Annotated in this window: 15 protein-coding genes; 8 read left to right on the forward strand and 7 right to left on the reverse strand. The window is 72.3% G+C overall.

Going from position 1 to position 19,496, the window contains the following annotated elements:
- Positions 1-915: tRNA (guanosine(46)-N7)-methyltransferase TrmB (gene trmB / locus BQ9890_RS06360; protein WP_078062277.1), on the reverse strand; the 915-nt coding region annotated here is incomplete at its 3' end.
- 6 nt (positions 916-921) lie between these two features.
- On the reverse strand, positions 922-2,817 hold the full coding sequence (lepA, locus tag BQ9890_RS06365; protein ID WP_075890207.1) for a translation elongation factor 4: 1,896 nt from the start codon (positions 2,815-2,817) through the stop codon (positions 922-924).
- Between the two features lie 232 nt (positions 2,818-3,049).
- Between lepA and BQ9890_RS06370 the strand changes: the two genes are divergently transcribed.
- Both BQ9890_RS06370 and BQ9890_RS06375 read left to right on the forward strand, forming a co-directional pair.
- On the forward strand, positions 3,050-3,928 hold the full coding sequence (locus tag BQ9890_RS06370) for a hypothetical protein (protein ID WP_075890209.1): 879 nt from the start codon (positions 3,050-3,052) through the stop codon (positions 3,926-3,928).
- Positions 3,929-3,931: 3 nt separating this feature from the next.
- Positions 3,932-4,342 carry a GntR family transcriptional regulator gene (locus BQ9890_RS06375; RefSeq protein ID WP_075890211.1) on the forward strand — a complete coding sequence of 137 codons (411 nt, stop codon included), beginning with the start codon at positions 3,932-3,934 and terminating at the stop codon, positions 4,340-4,342.
- A gap of 176 nt (positions 4,343-4,518) precedes the next feature.
- Here BQ9890_RS06375 and BQ9890_RS06380 read toward each other — a convergent pair whose 3' ends face one another.
- A complete protein-coding gene (locus tag BQ9890_RS06380) occupies positions 4,519-5,706 on the reverse strand; it encodes a hypothetical protein (RefSeq protein WP_143226259.1) in 1,188 nt (395 codons plus the stop codon).
- A 376-nt stretch (positions 5,707-6,082) separates the two neighbouring features.
- Between BQ9890_RS06380 and BQ9890_RS06385 the strand changes: the two genes are divergently transcribed.
- The 3 genes from BQ9890_RS06385 to rpsT all read left to right on the forward strand — a co-directional run bounded on the left by BQ9890_RS06385 (position 6,083) and on the right by rpsT (position 7,800).
- On the forward strand, positions 6,083-6,643 hold the full coding sequence (locus tag BQ9890_RS06385; RefSeq protein WP_075890215.1) for a hypothetical protein: 561 nt from the start codon (positions 6,083-6,085) through the stop codon (positions 6,641-6,643).
- Between the two features lie 10 nt (positions 6,644-6,653).
- On the forward strand, positions 6,654-7,301 hold the full coding sequence (locus BQ9890_RS06390) for a type II toxin-antitoxin system PemK/MazF family toxin (protein WP_075890217.1): 648 nt from the start codon (positions 6,654-6,656) through the stop codon (positions 7,299-7,301).
- A 238-nt stretch (positions 7,302-7,539) separates the two neighbouring features.
- Entirely contained in the window at positions 7,540-7,800 is a 261-nt protein-coding gene (gene rpsT / locus BQ9890_RS06395) for a 30S ribosomal protein S20 (protein ID WP_075890219.1), read from the forward strand.
- Between the two features lie 324 nt (positions 7,801-8,124).
- Here the strand turns inward: rpsT and holA are convergent, their stop codons facing one another.
- The 4 genes from holA to BQ9890_RS06415 form a co-directional block, all read right to left on the reverse strand.
- Positions 8,125-9,108, reverse strand: a complete 984-nt coding sequence (gene holA, locus BQ9890_RS06400) for a DNA polymerase III subunit delta (protein ID WP_075890221.1) — start codon at positions 9,106-9,108, stop codon at positions 8,125-8,127.
- A gap of 16 nt (positions 9,109-9,124) precedes the next feature.
- A complete protein-coding gene (locus BQ9890_RS06405; protein ID WP_075890223.1) occupies positions 9,125-10,834 on the reverse strand; it encodes a ComEC/Rec2 family competence protein in 1,710 nt (569 codons plus the stop codon).
- A gap of 113 nt (positions 10,835-10,947) precedes the next feature.
- Positions 10,948-11,772, reverse strand: coding sequence for a ComEA family DNA-binding protein (locus BQ9890_RS06410; RefSeq protein ID WP_230297847.1), 825 nt, complete (start codon positions 11,770-11,772; stop codon positions 10,948-10,950).
- 119 nt (positions 11,773-11,891) lie between these two features.
- The gene (locus tag BQ9890_RS06415; protein ID WP_143226260.1) at positions 11,892-13,085 is read right to left on the reverse strand and encodes a hypothetical protein; all 1,194 of its coding nucleotides are present in this window, start codon (positions 13,083-13,085) and stop codon (positions 11,892-11,894) included.
- 79 nt (positions 13,086-13,164) lie between these two features.
- Here BQ9890_RS06415 and BQ9890_RS06420 point away from each other — a divergent pair, with 79 nt between their 5' ends.
- The 3 genes from BQ9890_RS06420 to valS all read left to right on the forward strand — a co-directional run bounded on the left by BQ9890_RS06420 (position 13,165) and on the right by valS (position 19,351).
- Positions 13,165-15,156 (forward strand): helicase HerA-like domain-containing protein, encoded by a 1,992-nt coding sequence (locus tag BQ9890_RS06420; RefSeq protein WP_075890227.1) that lies wholly within the window; start codon positions 13,165-13,167, stop codon positions 15,154-15,156.
- Positions 15,157-15,472: 316 nt separating this feature from the next.
- The gene (proC, locus tag BQ9890_RS06425; RefSeq protein WP_075890229.1) at positions 15,473-16,279 is read left to right on the forward strand and encodes a pyrroline-5-carboxylate reductase; all 807 of its coding nucleotides are present in this window, start codon (positions 15,473-15,475) and stop codon (positions 16,277-16,279) included.
- A 345-nt stretch (positions 16,280-16,624) separates the two neighbouring features.
- The gene (valS, locus tag BQ9890_RS06430; protein ID WP_075890231.1) at positions 16,625-19,351 is read left to right on the forward strand and encodes a valine--tRNA ligase; all 2,727 of its coding nucleotides are present in this window, start codon (positions 16,625-16,627) and stop codon (positions 19,349-19,351) included.
- Positions 19,352-19,496: the final 145 nt, after the last annotated feature.

Raw genomic sequence — 19,496 nt, forward strand, 5'->3', positions numbered from 1 at the left:
CGAGCTCGTGGAGGGCGAGCTCGTGAGGGAGGTGGTCCCCTCCAGGGTGTCGGCGGCCGGGATGCGGGGCAGGCGCACGGCGAGGACGTCGTGGGCGCTGCGCCCGGCGTCGTGTCCGCGGGTCTCGAAGTGCGTGGTCACGCGACCCTCCCACCGCGGGGCGAAGCCACCACGCAGGGGTTCCGGGTCCTGCGGGTCGAGGCGCTCCCCCGCGTGCGGATTGGCCAGCTCGGGGCATGCCTCCACGACGTCGCGCATCTGCCAGGCGTAGTCGTCCCAGTCGGTGGCCAGGCGCCAGGCACCACCGTCCACCAGCACGCGGGCGACCTCCAGGGCGAAGGCGTCACTGACGAGGCGCCGCTTGCGGTGCCGGGCCTTTCGCCAGGGGTCGGGGAAGAAGGTCCACACCTCGTCGACGCTGGCCTCCCCGAGCACGATGGGCAGTGCCTGGGCGGCGTCGGCCTCGATGACGCGGATGTTGGCCACGCCGGCGGAGACCGCGCGTGAGACCAGTTTCGCGATGCCCGGCTGCCACACCTCGAAGGCCAGGAAGTCACGATCCGGCCAGCGCTGTGCGGCCGCGACCACCTGTTCACCGACTCCGGGGCCGATCTCGACCACCAGGGGCGCGTGGCGCCCGAAGGCTGCGCCCAGGTCGGGGTGGAACCCGGGTGCGACGGTGGTCCAGCCCTCGGCCCTGGGGACGTCGAGGACGAAGTCCGCCCCGTGGTGCTCCATGGTGCGCCGCAGGGAGTCGTGGAGGGGTCGGGAGCGGCGCGTGAAGGACTTGGTGCGGGCCAGGTAGGGGGCCGGAGCACCGGTGGGGCGAGGGCCGTGCCCGTGGCGGTGACCCGGGGGTTGCGCCCCCCGACCTGCCCCGTCCCCAGCGCGCGCGGGGTCGCCCTCGTCAGTCATGGGAGGTCACTTCTTCCCCGTGGGGACGTCGGAGGTGAGGGCGGCGATGAAGGCCTCCTGGGGGACGTCGACGCGCCCGATGGACTTCATGCGCTTCTTGCCCTCCTTCTGCTTCTCCAACAGCTTGCGCTTGCGGGTGATGTCGCCGCCGTAGCACTTGGCGAGCATGTCCTTGCGCAGGGCCTTGATCGTCTCGCGCGCGATGACGCGGGCACCGACGGCCGCCTGGACGGGGATCTCGAACTGCTGGCGCGGAATGAGTTCCTTGAGGCGCTTGGTCATGCGCAGGCCGTAGGCGTAGGCCGCGTCGCGGTGGACGATGGCGGAGAAGGCGTCGACCTTCTCCCCGTTGAGCAGGATGTCGACCTTGACCAGGTCCGCGGACTGCTCCCCCGCCTCCTGGTAGTCCAGGGAGGCGTAGCCGCGGGTGCGTGACTTCAGCTGGTCGAAGAAGTCGAAGACGATCTCGGCCAGGGGCAGCACGTAGTGGATCTCGACGCGGTCCTCGGAGAGGTAGTCCATCCCCTTCATCGTGCCGCGGCGCTCCTGGCACAGCTCCATGACGGGGCCGACGAACTCCGTGGGCGTGAGCACGGTGGCGTTGACGACGGGTTCGCGGACCTCGGAGATCTTTCCCTCGGGGAACTCCGAGGGGTTGTCGACCCGGATCTCCGTGCCGTCCTCGGCCACGACGTGGTAGACGACGTTGGGGGCGGTGGCGATGAGGTCCAGGTCGAACTCGCGCTCGAGGCGCTCGCGCACGATCTCCAGGTGCAGGAGCCCCAGGAAGCCGCAGCGGAACCCGAAGCCGAGGGCCGCGGAGGACTCCGGCTCGTAGGTGAGCGCCGCGTCGTTGAGCTGGAGGCGCTCCAGCGCGTCACGCAGGTTCGGGAAGTCGGAGCCGTCGACGGGGTAGATCCCGGAGAACACCATGGGCTTGGGGTCACGGTAACCCGCCAGTGGGGTCGTCGACCCGCGCACGGCCGTGGTCACCGTGTCGCCGACCCGCGACTGGCGCACGTCCTTGACGCCGGTGATGAGGTAGCCGACCTCCCCGGCCGCCAGGCCGTCGGAGGGGGTGGGCTCGGGGGAGATCACGCCGATCTCCAGGAGCTCGTGGGTGGAGCCCGTCGACATCATGCGCACCTTGGCTCGGGTGGACAACGAGCCGTCGACGACCCTCACGTAGGTGACCACGCCGCGGTAGGTGTCGTAGACGGAGTCGAAGATCATGGCGCGCGTCGGGGCGTCGGCGTCACCGGAGGGCGCGGGGACGAGTTCCACGATTCGGTCGAGCAGCTCGGGGACGCCCTCGCCGGTCTTGCCCGAGACGCGCAGGACCTCCGACTCGTCCACACCGAGGAGCTGGGCGAGCTCGTGGGCGTACTTGTCGGGCTGGGCGCCGGGCAGGTCGATCTTGTTGAGGACCGGAATGACGACCAGGTCGTTCTCCATGGCCAGGTAGAGGTTGGCCAGGGTCTGGGCCTCGATGCCCTGGGCGGCGTCGACCAGCAGGACCGCGCCCTCGCAGGCGGCCAGGGAGCGGGAGACCTCGTAGGTGAAGTCGACGTGGCCGGGGGTGTCGATCATGTTGAGGGCGTAGGCGGTGCCGGCAGCTTCCCAGGGCATGCGTACGGCCTGGGACTTGATGGTGATGCCGCGCTCACGCTCGATGTCCATGCGGTCGAGGTACTGGGCGCGCATGTCGCGCGACTCGACCACGCCGGTGAGCTGGAGCATCCGGTCCGCCAGGGTCGACTTGCCGTGGTCGATGTGCGCGATGATGCAGAAGTTGCGGATGCGTTCCTGCGGGGTGCGCGCGGGACGGATCGACGCGAGCTGGTCGGGCGTGGGGATGGGAGCCAACGAGGACCTCCGGTGGACGGGGTGGAATGCCCCCATCGTCCCATCACCCGCCCCGGGGGCGCCAACCGCTGTGCTGCGCGGTGGGGCACACCCCACTGCGTCCCATTGGTCCCGGTCAGGGCTGGGGTGCGTGACGGGGCACAGACGGGTCGGGCCGAGGGGGCCCGGGGAGAAGGGTTCCCGGACAGCACACGAGAGCGGAGTTTTGTGTCAAAGTATCAGTACATAGATACATTCCGTGTCCGACCTTCCCTGAGGGAGACCTGCCGTGAGCCTGACCGTCCTGTTCTTCCCCCTTGCACTCCTCCTCATGCTGGTCCCGGTGGCGATCGCCCTGGTCGTCCTGGTGCTCCTGTGGCGCCTCCTGGTCCACGGGAGCGTGCGTCCCCCCACACCGCAGGGAGTGAGCCCTTCACGAGCCCTCACCTGGGTCTACCTGGGTGCCTCCGTCCTCGTCGGCCTGGTCCTGCTGGCACTGTGCGTTCCCTTCGTCGCGGATTCGAGCGGTGACTCCCAGACCGCTGGGAGCTGGGCCCGGGCCTGGGCCACTCTGGCTCTCACCGCGCCCCCACTCGGGGCCGCAGTCCTGGCCTCGTCCCGCTCGGCACGCAGGACGGGCACCATCCGCAGCGCTTCTCTGGACGCTCGCGGACCCGACCTCACACGCTGGACATGGGTGAGGATCTGGACGGGGCCGGTGGTGACGGGGCTGGTGGCCCTGTTCTGCGGCGTCGTGTTGACACGTCTTCCACTCCCCCGGACCACCCTGCGGGACGGGTCCTCCGCCGTCGTGGCCGGGTTGCAGGCTCCGGCTGGGTGGCACCTGGTCCTGGGACTCCTCGCCGTCATGGCAGTCTCGGGTCTGGGCAGCGCGGCAGTGACGCTCATCCGGCGCCGACCCGCCCCGGAGAGCGGATGGGACCCGAGGTCGGCACTGGTGAACTGGTGCTGCGCGATCTGCTGCCTGCCCGGAGGCGCGTGGTCGGTGGACCTGCTGCTGGGCACCGCGCAGTCCGGAGGCGGCGACATGGCGGGGACGGCTGCCTTGTCCACCGCACTCCAGTTCGCCGCGGGGATCATCGGTGTGGGCCTGCTCGTCTGTCTCCTTCCCCGTCAGGTGTTCGCGCACGAGCCGGTCGGGGTCTGAGCCATGCCCTCGATCGTTGTCGACCTCTCCTCAGCAGTGCCGCCCTACGAACAGATCCGCGCCCAGGTCGCGGCCCTGGTCGCATCGGGGGACCTCCGCCTGGGCGACCGGCTTCCACCCGTGAGGACGCTGGCCGGGGAGATGGGCGTTGCTCCCGGGACGGTGGCGCGTGCCTACCGGGAACTCGAACGCTCCGGCGTGGTGGAGACCCGGGGGCGCGCCGGGACGATTGTGGCTCGTGGACCTCTCCCGGCCGCCGCCGACGCAGCCGGGACCGACGACACGGTGGGCGCCCTCCGGGGGCTTGAAGCCGCACTGGGGTCCCTCGTCCGGGCTGCACGCCCCCTGGGCCTGTCCCCCGACGAGCTCGCCGACCTCGTGCGCATGCGCATGCGCGACACGTTCCCCAATTGACGCCCGGGAGACCACGGAGCCGCCCTCGTGCAGGGCCGGGCACGTCTCGCCCATGGTGACGCGCCATGCCCAGAAGCGCAGACACAGCCCGGTGGAGCGGATCTCAGTGACCGAACAGAGCGGACCTCGACGGTCGAACAGAGCGGACTTCGGCGGGGGAATGATGGAGGGAGTGTTCATGCGGCGTCGCCCTCGTCCACGCCCTCCGCCCCACCCTCGTCCACGCCCTCCACCCCACCCTCGTCCCCCGCCCCGCCGTCTCCCGCGCGCTCCGCCACTCCACCCTCGGTGGCACACTCCTCCACGTCCACGTCCACGTCCACGTCCTCTTCCACGACCTCGCCCGCACGGGTGACCTCCCGCCCGTGGGCGTGTTCCCCGTTCCCGCAGCGATCGGCAAACGTGCGCATGACCTCGCGGAACCCCTCGACGTCCTCGCGCTCGAAGTCCTCCGGCAGGTTGTCCAGGAGGACCCGGCACCAGTGCACCACGGCCTCCGGGTCATCCTGCTCGACGGCGAGGAGGATCTGGAGGGTGCGTTGCCGCGCCGTCTCGGGGTCACACTCACCCAGGTGCCGACGGCAGTCCTCGGCGAGCACGCCCCACAGCTCCCGCGCCCGTCCGAAGTCCCCTGCGCAGAAGGCGTTCGCCGCGATCTCGTCGCGCAGGCGCAGCACGCGACGGTCCCCCACCCGGGACATGGCGAGCATGTCAACGAGGAGGGCCTCGTACAGGCGCGTGGACTCCTCGAAACGACCGGCCCCCGCCAGGACCTCGGCGAGGTTGTCGCGGGTGGTCATCACCAGCATGTCGGTGTCCTCCAGGACCCCCGACATGTCCTGGAGGAGGCGCCGGTAGACGCGTGCGGCACCCGCGAAGTCACCGACGCGCTTGAGGGGCATCGCCGAGTTCGTCCGCACCGCCCAGGCGAGGGGGTCGCGGGGGCCCAGGCGCTTCTCGACGTCGCGGATCAGCTCCGGGAAGCGTCTCTGGGCGACGTCGTCGTACCCACTCATGCACATCCAGTAGAGCTCCGAACTGCGCATGACCAGCGTCATCTCGTGCCGGGGCCCGAGGTGGACGCGGGCCTCCTGCGCGGCGGCCGTGGCGGTGCGTCGGGACTCCCCCGCCATTCCCATCTGCCCGAACCAGTCGATGAGATGCTTGCGCAGGTAGAGCGCGGCATCGACGCTCACGTCCCCCCGGTCCAGGATCGCCTCGACCTGTGCCACGGCCGACACGAGGTCTCCGAGGTCCGCGCTGCGCAGCGCCTCCGAGAGCCCCTCGACGTGCTCACCGAGCTTGCCTGATGTCGGCATCATGTGGCGGGTCAACGGCCCGTCCTGTGGCGTCCTGGCCTTCATGTCCACTTCCTCCTGGTCCATCCCACTCCGTACTGCTCCTGTCAGGTCGAGCGTGGCACAGCAGCCTCCCGACGAGGACGGGACGGTGAGTTCTGTGGATGGGGACCTGCTCTGCCTGTGGACTCGCGCGCACACCGCACCACACGGGGCGTGGACCGTGGGAGGTTGGCGGTGGGAGGTCGACCGTGGACCGAGGAACACGGGCTCGGCGAGGTGGCGGCGGGCGTCACCTCGTCGACGCCGTGCCTGGCCCGTGCGGCACAGTGCCGGAGCGGGGACAATGGTGGCAGGACCCCGGACGGACCACATCTGGCCTGCTCCGGCAGCACGTGGCAGCCAGGGCGCACGGAACCCAGGACGGACGGAGGAGAGAGCAGTGGAATCGACGGAGAACGGGACCGGCCGCGAGAGGCTCTCCCGGGTCCTGGCCCAGTTGACCAGTGCCGGGGGTGCCGTGCTCATCGCGGCGGCCGGAGTCACGACCCTCTCCTGCGCAGTGCTGGGTGCACTGGTCGTGCGCGCCAGGGACGGTGTCGGATCTTGGATCCCGTTGGTCATCGCCCTGGTGGCCGTGGTCGTCGTGTGCGCACTCGCCCTCGACCGGCACCGCCTCGTCCGGGAACTCGGCCGGGCCCCGCGTTCGGGAGGCTCGACCGTGCTCGTGACGACCGACCCGCAGCAGCGGGGGAACTCCCTGCGTCGGGAGTCCGACTGGCGCGCCGCGCGCGCCGAGTTCGACCTGCGCCGTCCCACCCATCTCCCCCGTGTCGAGGCCGCCCAGCGCGCCGCCCGCACCTGGGTGGGCGGGACCGCCTCGTCCCCCTGGCTGGAGAGGGACGTGCGACCCACCCTCGTGCTCTTCTTCGCGACCGCGCTCGTCATTCCCGTCACGGCGACGACTGCCATCGTCTCGGCCCTGGTCCTCCTCACCAGCTAGGGTCACTCACGTGACCGACGCACTCACCCGCATCCTCCGCGCCGCCGGCGCGGCACTGGTCGGGTCCCTCATCAGCTCCGCCCGCACCTCCGACAAGGTGGACCGGAACCGGGCACACACGGATGCGGCAGGATCACGGCCCCGCCCTCGTACGCGCGCGACCGCCCCCGCACCCACCGCGGCTGCCCGCACCTCCATCCGGGAGGTCCCGCTGGGCGAGGCGCTCGCTCACGTCGCCTACGACCCCTCGCCCGACGGGGACGCCGACCCGGGCGAGGTCGTGTGGACCTGGGTGCCCTACCAGGAGGACGCCACGCAGGGCAAGGACCGCCCCGTCGTGGTGCTGGGCCGCTCCGGTCAGGGTGTGTACGTCGCCCAGATGACGTCGAAGGACCACGACCGCGACGCCGCCCAGGAGGCGCGCAACGGTCGGTACTGGCTCGACATCGGGACGGGCGCCTGGGACTCGAAGGGGCGCCCGTCGGAGGTGCGACTGGACCGCGCGCTGTGGGTGTCGGGAAGCGACGTCCGGCGCGAGGGCGCGGTGCTGCCGCGCGCCACCTTCGACAGGGTCGTCGCGGGCCTGCGGACAGTGGCCGAGGCCGCGGGGCACCCGTCGGGGAGACCCGCGGGGAAGCCCTCGGGGTGGACCTCGTAGCCGCAACGGGCCGCAGGATGCACCCGGGGAGCACTGTCGTGACGGTGTTCACGCGCTCGACGGCCCTCGGGGATGGCAGCACCCGCAGGCACCCGTGTAGACTCGATGGTCGGACTCCCAGCCCGGTCGGGCGGGGGGTCTGGTCGCCATGGTTTGCGGATGTCCCCACGTCCCAGTCCCCGTGGTGGCACAGCCCTCACCGACCCTTACTGTCCACGAACCAAGGAGAATCCCGACTGTGGCCAACATCAAGTCCCAGATGAAGCGGATCCGCACCAACGAGAAGCGTCGCGTGCGCAATCAGGCCGTCAAGTCCGAGCTCAAGACCTACGTGCGCAAGACGCGCGAGGCCGTCGAGGCCGGCGACAAGGAAGCTGCGGAGAAGGCGCTCCAGGTCGCGTCCCGCAAGCTCGACAAGGCCGTCTCGAAGGGCGTCATCCACCGCAACCAGGCGGCGAACCGCAAGTCGAAGCTGGCCAAGCGCGTCGCCTCGATCTGAGTCGACTGTCGCAGCACTTCCCGGGAGGGGGCGGACCTGAGGGTCCGCCCCCTCCCGTCGTCATTGGCCCCTGTCCATCGCGGGTGGTGGTCGTCCGGTCGCCGAGCCCCGGCAGTCGGCGGACCTCCCGGCGGACGGCCGGGGGCGGGTGGGCGCGGCGGCCGGAGGCGGCTGATGGGTCCCCACGAGGGGACGAGGGCGGACCTCGAGCCCCGAACAGAGCGGACTTCGGTGCCCGAACAGAGCGGACCTCAGTGCCCGAACAGAGCGGACTTCGAGGTCAGAACAGAGCGGACTTCGGCGTTGTCGGGGGTGGGGTGGGGCTCAGCGGTGGGTGCCCCTGAGCAGGCAGATCGTCATGACGCACTTCTCGACGGCGCGCTGTGGGTCCCGGGAGAGGCCCTTGACCTCCTCGTCCGCCACGGCCACCGAGGTGATGGCACGCGCGAGTGTCGAGTCCTCCCACCCGTGCAGCTCCCGGCGGGCGCGTTCCACCTGCCAGGGGGCCATGCCCAGCTTGCCCGGTCCCCCACCGCCCGCCACCGACACCTTCGCCATGGCGCGCAGCTTCATGGCCAACGCGGCCACCAGGGGGACGGGGTCCGTCCCCGTCTCGAAGGCGTGGCGCAGCAGGGTCAGGGCCTGGGCGGTGTGACCACCGATGGCGGCGTCGGCCACCTCGAAGCCCGTGGCCTCCACGCGTCCGGAGTGGTAGCGGTGCACATCCGCCAAGGTGATGCGCCCCTCGACATCGCTGATCAGTTGGGCGACGCCGGCCGCCAGGGAGCGCACGTCGTTGCCCAGTGCGTCCACCAGCGCCTGGGCGGCGTCCTGGTCGATGGCGCGCCCGGCGTTCCTCACATCGGACTGGACGAGATCGAGCTTGTCCCGTGCGCTCCTGAGCGGGTCGGCGGCGATGACCGGGAACCCCTCGCGGGCGATCGCGTCGAGCAGCTTCTTGCCCCGCGTGCCCCCGTTGTGTCGCAACAGCACCCAGACATCGGGTGCCGGGGCAGCGACATAGGCCAGGAGGTCGGTGAGCAGGGCGTCGGACATGGCTTCCAGGTCGGGGACCACGAGCATGCGGGACTCCCCGAACAGGGAGGGTGAGGTGTAGACGTCCAGCTGGCCGGGCTGGTAGGCGGCAGCAGGGATGTCGGTGCGTTCGGTGGCCGGATCGGCCTCGAGTGCGAGGTGGCGGAGTCGGTCCATCGCCCGATCGGCGAGCAGTCCCTCGGATCCCCTGACCAGCACCACGGGGGCGAGCGTGACCGGTGTCGGTGCCGACCTGCCACGACGTGCTGCCATCGTCGACCTCCTCATGTCACCTGCGCTCCCCCGCGTCGTGAGGGGGACGCAGGACAGTCTCCCACGCACCGTGGGCTCCTGGGGTGGGCTCTCCCCCGCTGCCCGTCCTCGCGGGTTCCGCCCCGGGCTCCTCCGCCTCGGGGGCGACCCGCCACCACCGACGCCCCAGGCGCTGCGCGGCAACGACGAGGGCGATCAGCGCCGTCAGGGCGAGCGCACCTCGGACCCCACCCGGCCACGGCATGCGGGAGCCCGGCCAGCCCGCCACCACCGAGGCGACTCCTGCGATCCACCCGGTGAACAGTGACGACGCCTGGCACAGCCAGCTCGCACCCCCGGGCCACCACCACGCCACCGCTGCGGCCGCGATGCCGAGCAGGGAGGCGGGCGCGACCGCCGGGGCCGCGGCGACGTTCGCCGCGACCCCCCACAGTGGCAGCCAGGGGTTGAGCAGGAGGAGGACCGGGGCCACCATCAGCTGGGCGGCGACGGGCACGGACACCACCGGCCCGAGCCTCCCCAGGAGACGCCCCGGCCCCGAGTGCTCGCCGACCCGCTGCTCCCACCACCGCTGCCAGGAGGCGGCCGGACCCACCACGCCCCACGTCGCCAGGACCGAGAGCGCGAAGCCGAAGGACCTCGCCGACCACGGGTCCGCGAGGAGGAGCAGGGTGGCCACCGCGCACAGGGCCGACTGTGCCTGTCCCGGTCTCCGCAGCAGGAGGCCCACCACCCCGACCCCCGCAGTGGAGACGGAGCGCACCACCGACGGCTCGGGCCCGACCACTGCCACGAGGAGGGCCATGGTCACGAGGGCGGCCCCTGCCCGCGCAGCCCCGCGCCCGGGCACCAGTGCCACGACGACACCGAGCATGATCGCCACGTGTGAGCCCGACACGGCCGTGAGGTGTGTGAGGGAGGAGGTCAGCATGTCCTCACGCAGCTGCGCGTCCATGCGCCGGTCGTCACCCACCGCCATCCCCGGCACGAGCGCCCGCCCCTGGCCGTCCAGTCCTGCGGATGCCTGCAGGAGGGCCGCGCGCACCTCCCGCACGGCACCGCGCCACCCGCCCGGCCGCTGGAGGATCTCCGGGTCGTCACCCCTGAGGACACCCGCCCACGGCGGTTCGGCGCGGAACGTCGTGGAGACCCGCGCCTCCATCCGGACGAGGTCGCCGCGGGCGAGGTGCTCCCACCCACGCCCGCTGCCGAGCATGCGTGCCCGGCTCACGAACTCCTGGTCCCGGACCACCGCAGGGGTCCCCGCGCCGGTCTGCCCCTGCCGTGCGCCCGGCACCGCCACCGTCAGGACACGCACGTCCGCCGAACTCACCCCTTGCGCCCAACGCGCGCGCTGGGGCCGGGGATCACCCAGCAGCTCTGCCGTCACCTCGAGGTGCTGGGCCCCCGATGCCAGGAGGACGGTCGTCGGGTCACGCTCGTGTGCCGCCATCGCTGCTGCACCGGTGACCAGGCCCGCAGACGATGAGGCCACGGCCAGGGCGACTCCCAGGCGCACTGAGCCGCCCGGGACCAGTGCATGCGCACCGGGGCGCCGGGGCCGCGAGCGCGAGTCCCGCCGCCACCACCCCACCAGAGCCGCGGCCGCCACGACCAGGACGACGGCCGCCACCCACACGCCGGGACCGGAGCTCCCCGGCGCCGTGGCGACCAGGCACCCTGTCCAGACTGCCGCAGCGGGGGGTGCCAGCCTGCGGTCGAGCATTCCCGGGTGGCGTTTCCACTGCCGTGATGCGGCCGCCGGACCCCGGACGGCATCTGCGTCGCGGGGTGTCGTGGGGCCGGGGCCGCTCCCACCGGCACGCCCTCGTCCCCCGCTCATTGGCAGCTGTCCTGGGAGATGCGCTGGACCAGGGCCGGGCCGATGCCGGGCACGTCGTCGAGCTGCTCGACGGAGGTGAAGGAGCCGACCTGGTCGCGGTGTGCCACGATCCTCCCCGCCAGGGCGGGGCCGATCCCGTCGAGCGCCTGGAGTCCCTGCTCATCGGCCGTGTTGAGGTCGACGCAGGTGGCTCCGCCTGCCGATGTCCCGGCGTCCGCGCCTCCTCCCGCCGACCCCGTGGCCCCACCCGGGTCGGGGACGGTCTCCCCCGGTGCGGGGAGCACGATGTGTTCCCCGTCGACCAGGACGCGCGCCATGTTCACGGCCGCCAGGTCCGCGCCCGGTCCCGCCCCGCCCACCGCCTCGACGGCATCACCCACCCTGGAGCCCGCAGGGAGCTCGACGACCCCGGGAGCCCGCACCTGCCCCGTCACGTAGACGACCACGACCTGGGTGCCCGTGGGGTCCGTGTGGAGGACGGTTCCGCCTCCACTGCCTGCGGGGGTCCCGGTGGGCAGGTTGCCGCCGGAGGTGTCCTCGTCGGTCTGGTTGCCGGTGGGCAGACCGTCGGCGGCCAGGTCCTGTGGACTCCCGCCCGACATCCCCGCCTGGGTGACGGGCACCTCCGGGGTCCCGGAGAGACTCCTCCACACCGAGGCAGCGGTGATGAGGAGCAGCACCACCACGAGGACGCACAGCGCCCCGGGACCGGGCAGCACCCGGACCCGCGGCCGTTCCTCCGGGTCGCCGCGGCGGGCGGCCGCGCCGTCGTAGACGGCCCTGGTGAGTCGACGCATGCGGCGCCTGCGCAGGGAATCCACGCAGGTGACGGTAGGGGGTGCAACGCGTCCTGACGAGGGCGGACCAGTCCGCTTGTGGACAGGGGACCACGCCGTGCCCCACCTGTGGACAGATCAGACGGCGCTGGTCAACTGCGGACCTACCGAGGCACTGCGCCCGGCACACGGGTCGAAACGGTGGCGAGTGCGGGCCTCAGCAGGTGCTCCAGGCATGTCCGGGACGACGGCTGCGCGCTCCTCTGTCCGCCCTCGTCGACCGGCAGCACGGGACCGGAGGCGCCCCCGGGCTGCAGGACGGAGTCGCCGCCCTCGTCGGGCACGGCGGTGGGGGCGGCGTCCCGGGCATCCACCCACGCGCCGAGGAAGCCCCCACATGAGGGACACCCGGCACCGCCGCCGGGCCTCCCCCAGTCGTCCTCGGGGGCCTCGGCGGCGAGTGCGTGGGCGATCAACTGGTGCACGCCGAGTGCGATGTCATTGGCCTCGTGGGAGGGCCGGAACTCCCACTGGCCACTCTCCGCCAGCACTTGCCCGCACGCCGCGCAGCGCAGGGGCAGTCCGTCCCGGGGAGCCTCCTCACGGCTGGGCGGGCCGAGGTGGTCAGCGCGCATCACCCAGTGGCGGTGCGGGCCCACGAGATCCCGCCACCGCCCGTCCGCGAGGGAGTGGGCATCCTCAGGAGTCGTCACAGGAGCCGGGCGGACCCACAGCTCCGGCGGCACTGCGGTCGTTCCCCGGACGAGATCGGGCCGGTAGAAGGCGGGCTCCCACGGGGCGGGCAGGTCACGGCCGCGCAGCAGGCCCAGGTCGTGGAGGAGCCCGGGAACGTCTCCGGGCAGGAGGGGCAGGCGCTGCGGGTCCAGGGCTCGGCGGCCGGTCGAGGGTCCCGGGAAACCGAGCGGGACCGGGAACACCCGTCGGAGCTCCATCCACGCACTGGTGACGGCGGTGGTGGGGACGAGCCCCTCCCAGGTGTGCTCCCCGTACTGCTCGACGCGGTGGGTGAGCCCCCAGCGTGCGAGCACCGCTTCCGTGGCGGGATCCGGACGGGCGGTGACCACCCGGAACTGGTCCGGCGCCTCGGAGCGGTCGCACCATCCCAGGGGCTCCGAGCCGAGTGTCCTGGTCCCGAGCACCTCCGCGCCGAACTCGCAGCGGTACACCGCCAGCAGTGGGGCGAAGCGCCTGCGTCGTTCCTCCGCAGGTGGGCGCCCCATGCCCAGGAACCCCCGGCGCGTGGAGGCAGGTCGGGCGGCGAGGGCGTCATCGAGCCCCTTCCACAGGAAGGGGGAGACACCTCCGTCGGGGCGGACGGCAACATGGATGGCGTACACCTTCCCATCCTCACCGCAGGTGCCCCACTCCGCGCGGGAGTCCTCCGGCGAGCCTCCGGGAGCGGATAGCATCGCCACCATGAGCGACAACGTGGAGGAACTGCGCGCCCAACTGGCCCAGGCTGAGGCCCGGGCAGCGGCAGCAGAGGCGGAGGCGGCCCGCGCGCAGGCCGAGGCGGCACGGGCGGCGCTCGCCGCCGCTCAGGCATCGACCACGAGCAGCCCCGGCGCGGAGGGCGCACCCGAGGCGGGGGACACAGCCGAGGCACCAGCACCAGCACCAGCACCAGCACCAGCACCAGGGTCCCCCTCACCCGACACGGCGTCCCACTCAACCGACACGCCCTCACCCGCACCCGCGACCGCACCGACCGCCGGGGCGGGGACGCCCTCGTCGGACCAGGACACCCCGACCGGCCCGGACCTGTCGGCATTCGCCGGGCAGGTGCGCGACGCCTACACCTTCGGGGTGCCCTCCGTGACGATCGGGACGCTGCTGGACGGGGGTGCGCCCGTGCCCGGGGTGACCGTCGGCGTGCCGCTGGGCGTCCTCAACCGGCACATGCTCGTCGCGGGGGCCACCGGCACCGGCAAGACCCGCACCCTCCAGCTCCTCACCGAGGGGCTCTCCGCGGCGGGGACCCCCGTCCTGCTCTGCGACGTCAAGGGCGACCTCACCGGACTGGCGGAGCCGGGGGTGGCCTCGGAGAAACTCAGCGCACGCAGCCGGGCCAACGGGCAGGCCTGGGAGCCGGCCTCGTTCCCGGTCGAGCTGCTGAGCCTGGGCGGGGCGCAGACGCAGTTCCCGGGGACCACGGTGCGCACCAGGGTGTCCGACCTCGGTCCGATCCTGCTGGCACGCGCCCTCAGCCTCAACACCACCCAGGAGCAGTCCCTCCAGCTGGTCTTCCAGTGGGCCGACCAGCGGGGTCTGGAGCTGGTGGACCTGGCGGACCTGCGCGCCGTCATCGCCTTCCTCACCTCCCCCGACGGGAAACCGGAGCTGGCGACGATCGGCGGGGTGTCCCCAGCAACCGCCGGCGTCATCCTGCGGGCCCTCACCACCCTGGAGGCCCAGGGCGGTGACCAGTTCTTCGGGGAACCCGCCTTCGACACCGCCGACCTGCTGCGCCAGGTGGACGGGCGCGGCGTCGTCTCCCTGCTGGGTGTCGGAGACATGGCCCAGCGCCCCGCCCTCGTGTCCACGGTCATCATGTGGCTGCTGGCCGACCTGTTCTCGGGACTGCCCGAGGTCGGGGACCCGGAGCGTCCGGCGCTGGTGTTCTTCTTCGACGAGGCCCACCTGCTCTTCGCCGACGCGACCAAGGAGTTCCGACGCCAGGTCGTCCAGACGGTGCGCCTGATCCGCTCCAAGGGCGTCGGCATCGTCTTCGTCACCCAGACCCCCAAGGACATCCCCGCAGACGTCCTGGCGCAGTTGGGCTCGCGCGTCCAGCACGCGCTGCGTGCCGTCACGCCGGAGGACCAGAAGAAGCTGCGCCAGACGGTGGAGACCTTCCCCCGCACCGAGTTGGAGCTGGACGAGGTGCTCACCACCCTGGGCACCGGCGAGGCCGTCGTGACGGTGCTCGCCCCCGACGGGCGCCCGACGCCGGTCGCCCCCACGCGGGTGTGGGCCCCCGCCTCCGTCATGGGACCCGCGCAGCCCGGCACCGTGGCAGCCCTGGTGGCGGCCTCCCCCCTGGGCGCGAAGTACGCGACCGCCGTCAACCCGGACTCCGCGGAAGAGAAGCTGGCCCGGCAGTCCCAGGAGGCGCAGGCGGCGAAGGCCCGGGCCGCCCAGGAGGCCGCTGAGCAGGCAGCCGCGGAGAAGCAGGCCAAGGCCGATGCCGCAGCTGCGGCCAAGGCGGAGAAGGCCCGCCAGGCGGAGGTCGAGCGGGCGGCACGTGCCGCGCTGAAGCAGCGCGAGAAGGAGCAGGAGGCCGCCCGACGCGCGGCGGAGCGCCGCACCGGTGACTTCGAGAAGGCGCTGGGCAATGCGATGCGTTCGGCGGGCACCCAGTTGGGACGCGAGATCACGCGGTCGATCTTCGGGACACGCAAGCGCTGAGGGGACGGGTGGCGCGGCGCTGGGCCGCGACTGTGAGGCTGTGAGGCTGCGGGGCCCAGCATGCCCGGGGCGCCCTCGTCGCCACGCGTCCCGCGACAGGACCCCCGCGTGGGCCCCGGCGCCGGAGAGCCCCGTCCAGTCCACCTGACCTGACCCGGCCGAACCGACCCGGCCCGACCTGACCCCGCCGGACGGCGCCACCTGCCGGATCCGGACGGCCACCCGATGGGTCCCGGCGGGCAGTTGGCCTAGATTGGGTCCAGGACCCGCACCGACCCGTGCGGAGGGCACAGGACACCACCCAGGAGGCACCCACATGCGTATCGGATTCATCGGCTCGGGCTCCATGGCCGCGGCCATCGCCAGGGGTGCGGTCGCCGCAGGTTTCGACGGCTCCGACCTGTTCTTCTCCGACTCGCACGGGATCCACGCCCCCGCCCTCGCCGCCGAACTGGGTGGCACCGCCACCGACAACCGCACCCTGGCCGGCGAGGTCGACCACATCGTGCTGGCCGTGAAGCCCCACGTCCAGCAGCGCGTCATCGCGGACATCCGCGACACCGTGGCGGAACACCCCGACACCTGCATCGTCTCCATCGCCGCGGGCAGGACGCTGGCCTCCATGGAGGAGGACTTCCGCGCGCCTGTCGCGCTGGTGCGTGCCATGCCCAACGTCAACGCCCAGATCGGGGAGTCGATGACGGCGATGTGCCCCAACGATTCCGTCACCGAGCAGCAGCGCACCGAGGTCCGCTCCCTGCTCGACGCCATCGGGCGCACCGTGACCATCGAGGAGCGCGACTTCGCGGTGTTCTCCGCACTGGCCGGGTGCTCGCCGGCCTGGGTGTTCCAGATCATCGACGCCCTGGCGCGCGCCGGCGTCAAGCACGGCCTGCCCAAGCAGCGCGCGGTGGCGATCGTCGCGCAGGCCCTGGCGGGATCGGCGACGCTGGTCCTCTCCGCCGCCGAGGAGGACACCACCCCGGGACAGCTCATCGACCAGGTGACCTCCCCGGGTGGCACCACGATCGCCGGCCTGCTGGCCGCAGAGGAAGCGGGGCTCTCCCCCGCCCTCGTCCACGCCGTCGACGCGGCCGTCGCCCGGGACCGCCAGCTCGGCTGAGCCCGACTGATCCCGGTTCCTCCCGACCGGGCCCACCGGCGGGCGGATCCAGCCCCCTCGGTGGACGGGCGCCGGGCGCAGGACCTCCGGCGCCCACACGGGTGGACCGCAGCGGAGGGCGTGTCCGCCCTCGTGGGGGACGAGGGCGGACCTCGGGGGCAGAACAGAGCGGACCTCAGTACCCGAACAGAGCGGACCTCGAGGTCGGAACAGAGCGGACTTCGGCGAAAGGGGTGGGTGGGAGAGGGGGTCGGACCGGACACCCCGTGGCGGCATTGGTACGCGACGCGCCCACCTCGTAGTCTTGGGGACGCATGCCCAACGACAAGATGGAGCACAACCACCATGCGCGACCAGTTCACCCCCAGCCCGACGTCGGTCCCCGCACCCACGGTGCCGGACCGCGTAGGTGCCGACGGGCTGGAGGAGAAGTGGGGCGCACGCTGGGACGAGCAGGGCACCTACGCCTTCGACCGCACCGCCACCCGCGAGCAGGTCTACTCCATCGACACCCCGCCCCCCACGGTCTCCGGGTCCCTCCACGTCGGCCACGTGTTCTCCTACACGCACACCGACATCGTCGCGCGCTACCAGCGCATGAGCGGCAAGGAGGTCTTCTACCCGATGGGCTGGGACGACAACGGCCTGCCCACCGAGCGCCGCGTGCAGAACTACTACGGCGTGCGCGTCGACCCGACGCTGCCCTACCAGCCGGACTTCGTCCCCCCGCACGACGGCGGTGACGGCAGGTCCATCAAGGCCGCCGACCAGCTGCCCATCTCGCGCCCCAACTTCATCGAGCTGTGCCAGCGCCTCACGAAGGAGGACGAGGTCCAGTTCGAGGCCCTGTGGCGCAGGCTCGGCCTCTCCGTGGACTGGGAGCACCACTACCAGACCATCGGCGCCGACGCCCAGAAGGTCGCCCAGGCGGCGTTCCTGCGCAACCTGGGACGCGGGGAGGTCTACCAGGCCGAGGCCCCGGGACTCTGGGACGTCACCTTCCAGACGGCCGTCGCCCAGGCGGAGCTCGAGGCACGTGAGTACCCCGGCTTCTACCACTCCCTGGCCTTCCACCGCACCGACGGCTCCGGCGACGTGGTCATCGAGACGACGCGTCCCGAACTCCTGGCCGCCTGCTGCGCCCTGGTCGCCCACCCCGACGACGCCCGATACCAGCCCCTCTTCGGCACCACCGTGACCTCCCCCGGCTTCGGCGTCGAGGTCCCCGTCCTCCCCCACCCCGCCGCCGAGATGGACAAGGGCGCCGGCATCGCCATGTGCTGCACCTTCGGTGACCTCACCGACGTCCAGTGGTGGCGCGAACTCCACCTGCCGCTGCGCTCCATCCTGGCCAAGGACGGACGCATCGTGGCGACCACCCCCGACTGGATCACGAGCCCCGAGGGGCGCCGCCTCTACGCCGAGATGGCCGGCAAGACGACGTTCTCCGCCCGCAAGGTCGTCGACGAGGCGCTGACCGCGTCGGGTGAGGAGATCGGCGCCCCGGTCCCCACCAAGCGCATGACGAACTTCTTCGAGAAGGGCGACAAGCCCCTGGAGATCGTCACCTCACGCCAGTGGTACATCCGCAACGGCGGGCGCCCCTACACGCGTCCGGGCGCCTCCCGGGACCTGCGCGAGGAACTGCTGGAGCGCGGGCGTGAGCTCGACTTCCACCCCGACTTCATGCGCGTGCGCTACGACAACTGGGTGAAGGGACTCAACACCGACTGGCTGGTCTCCCGCCAGCGCTTCTTCGGGGTGCCCCTGCCGCTGTGGTACCGCATCGACGAGGACGGCACCGTCGACCACGACGCCGTCATCACCCCCTCCCCCGAGCAGCTGCCCGTCGACCCCACGGTGGACGTGCCCGCGGGCTACACCGAGGACCAGCGCAACCGGCCCGGGGGTTTCGCCCCCGAGGTCGACATCATGGACACCTGGGCCACCTCCTCCCTGTCCCCGCAGGTCGCCGGCAAGTGGCTGGAGGACCCGGACCTGTTCTCCCGCGTCTACCCGATGGACCTGCGCCCCCAGGGCCAGGACATCATCCGCACCTGGCTCTTCTCCACCGTGGTGCGCGCCCACCTGGAGTTCGACGCGCTGCCCTGGGCACACGCCGCGATCTCCGGGTGGATCCTGGACCCCGACCACAAGAAGATGTCGAAGTCCAAGGGCAACGTCGTCACCCCCATGGGCCTGCTGGAGAAGCACGGCTCCGACGCGGTGCGCTACTGGGCGGCCTCGGCCCGCCTGGGCACGGACGCCGCCTTCGACGAGTCCCAGATGAAGATCGGGCGCCGCCTGGCCATCAAGGTCCTCAACGCCTCCAAGTTCGCCCTCACCATGGGTGGGGAGGACACGGAGCTGGACCTCGACCCCACCCACGTCACGGAGGCGCTGGACCGCTCGGTGCTGGCCGAGCTGCGCGACGTGGTCGCCGCCGCCGGGCAGGCCCTGGCCGCCTACGACCACACCCGCGCCCTGGAGGTCACCGAGACCTTCTTCTGGACCTTCTGCGACGACTACCTGGAGCTGGTCAAGGAACGCGCCTACAACCGCGAGGGTGCCTGGAGCGAGCAGGCCGCCCACTCCGCCCGCACGGCCCTGGCCGTCGTGGTCGACACCGTGGTGCGCCTCCTGGCCCCCTACCTGCCCTACGCGACGGAGGAGGTGTGGTCCTGGTACCGCACCGGGTCCGTGCACCGCGCCCCCTGGCCCGACGCCGCAGCGCTGGTGGGCATCGAGGGCGATCCTGAGGTCCTGCGCACCGCCTCAGCGGCACTGGTGGTCCTGCGCCGCGTGAAGTCGGAGGCCAAGGTCTCCCCATGCACGCCGTTCCTCGCGGTCACGGTCTCGGCACCCGAGGGGGCGCTCCCCGTCCTGGAGGAGGTCTCCGCCGACCTGCGCGCCGCCACCAAGATCGAGGGGGAGCTCACGCTCGTCGCCGTCGCCGCCACCGCGTCCGCCACCGACGAGGGCGGGACCACCGAGACCGTCTCCTCGGAGTCCCAGACCGCCGTCACCGCCTTCGAGCTCGGTGAGGCGCCCGCCCGCCGCAAGAAGGCCTGAGCACACCGGGCCGTCGGCTCCCGCCGGCGGCCCGGGGCATGCCCGGGTGGGCCAGCGGTCCGCGCGGATCCGCCGGTCCACCGGACAGCCACCCAGCACCCATCCCGACCGAGGCACCCCGACCCCGAGGAGTACACATGGCAGG

It is taken from the genome of Actinomyces provencensis, from assembly GCF_900155435.1.
Classification (GTDB): domain Bacteria; phylum Actinomycetota; class Actinomycetes; order Actinomycetales; family Actinomycetaceae; genus Pauljensenia; species Pauljensenia provencensis.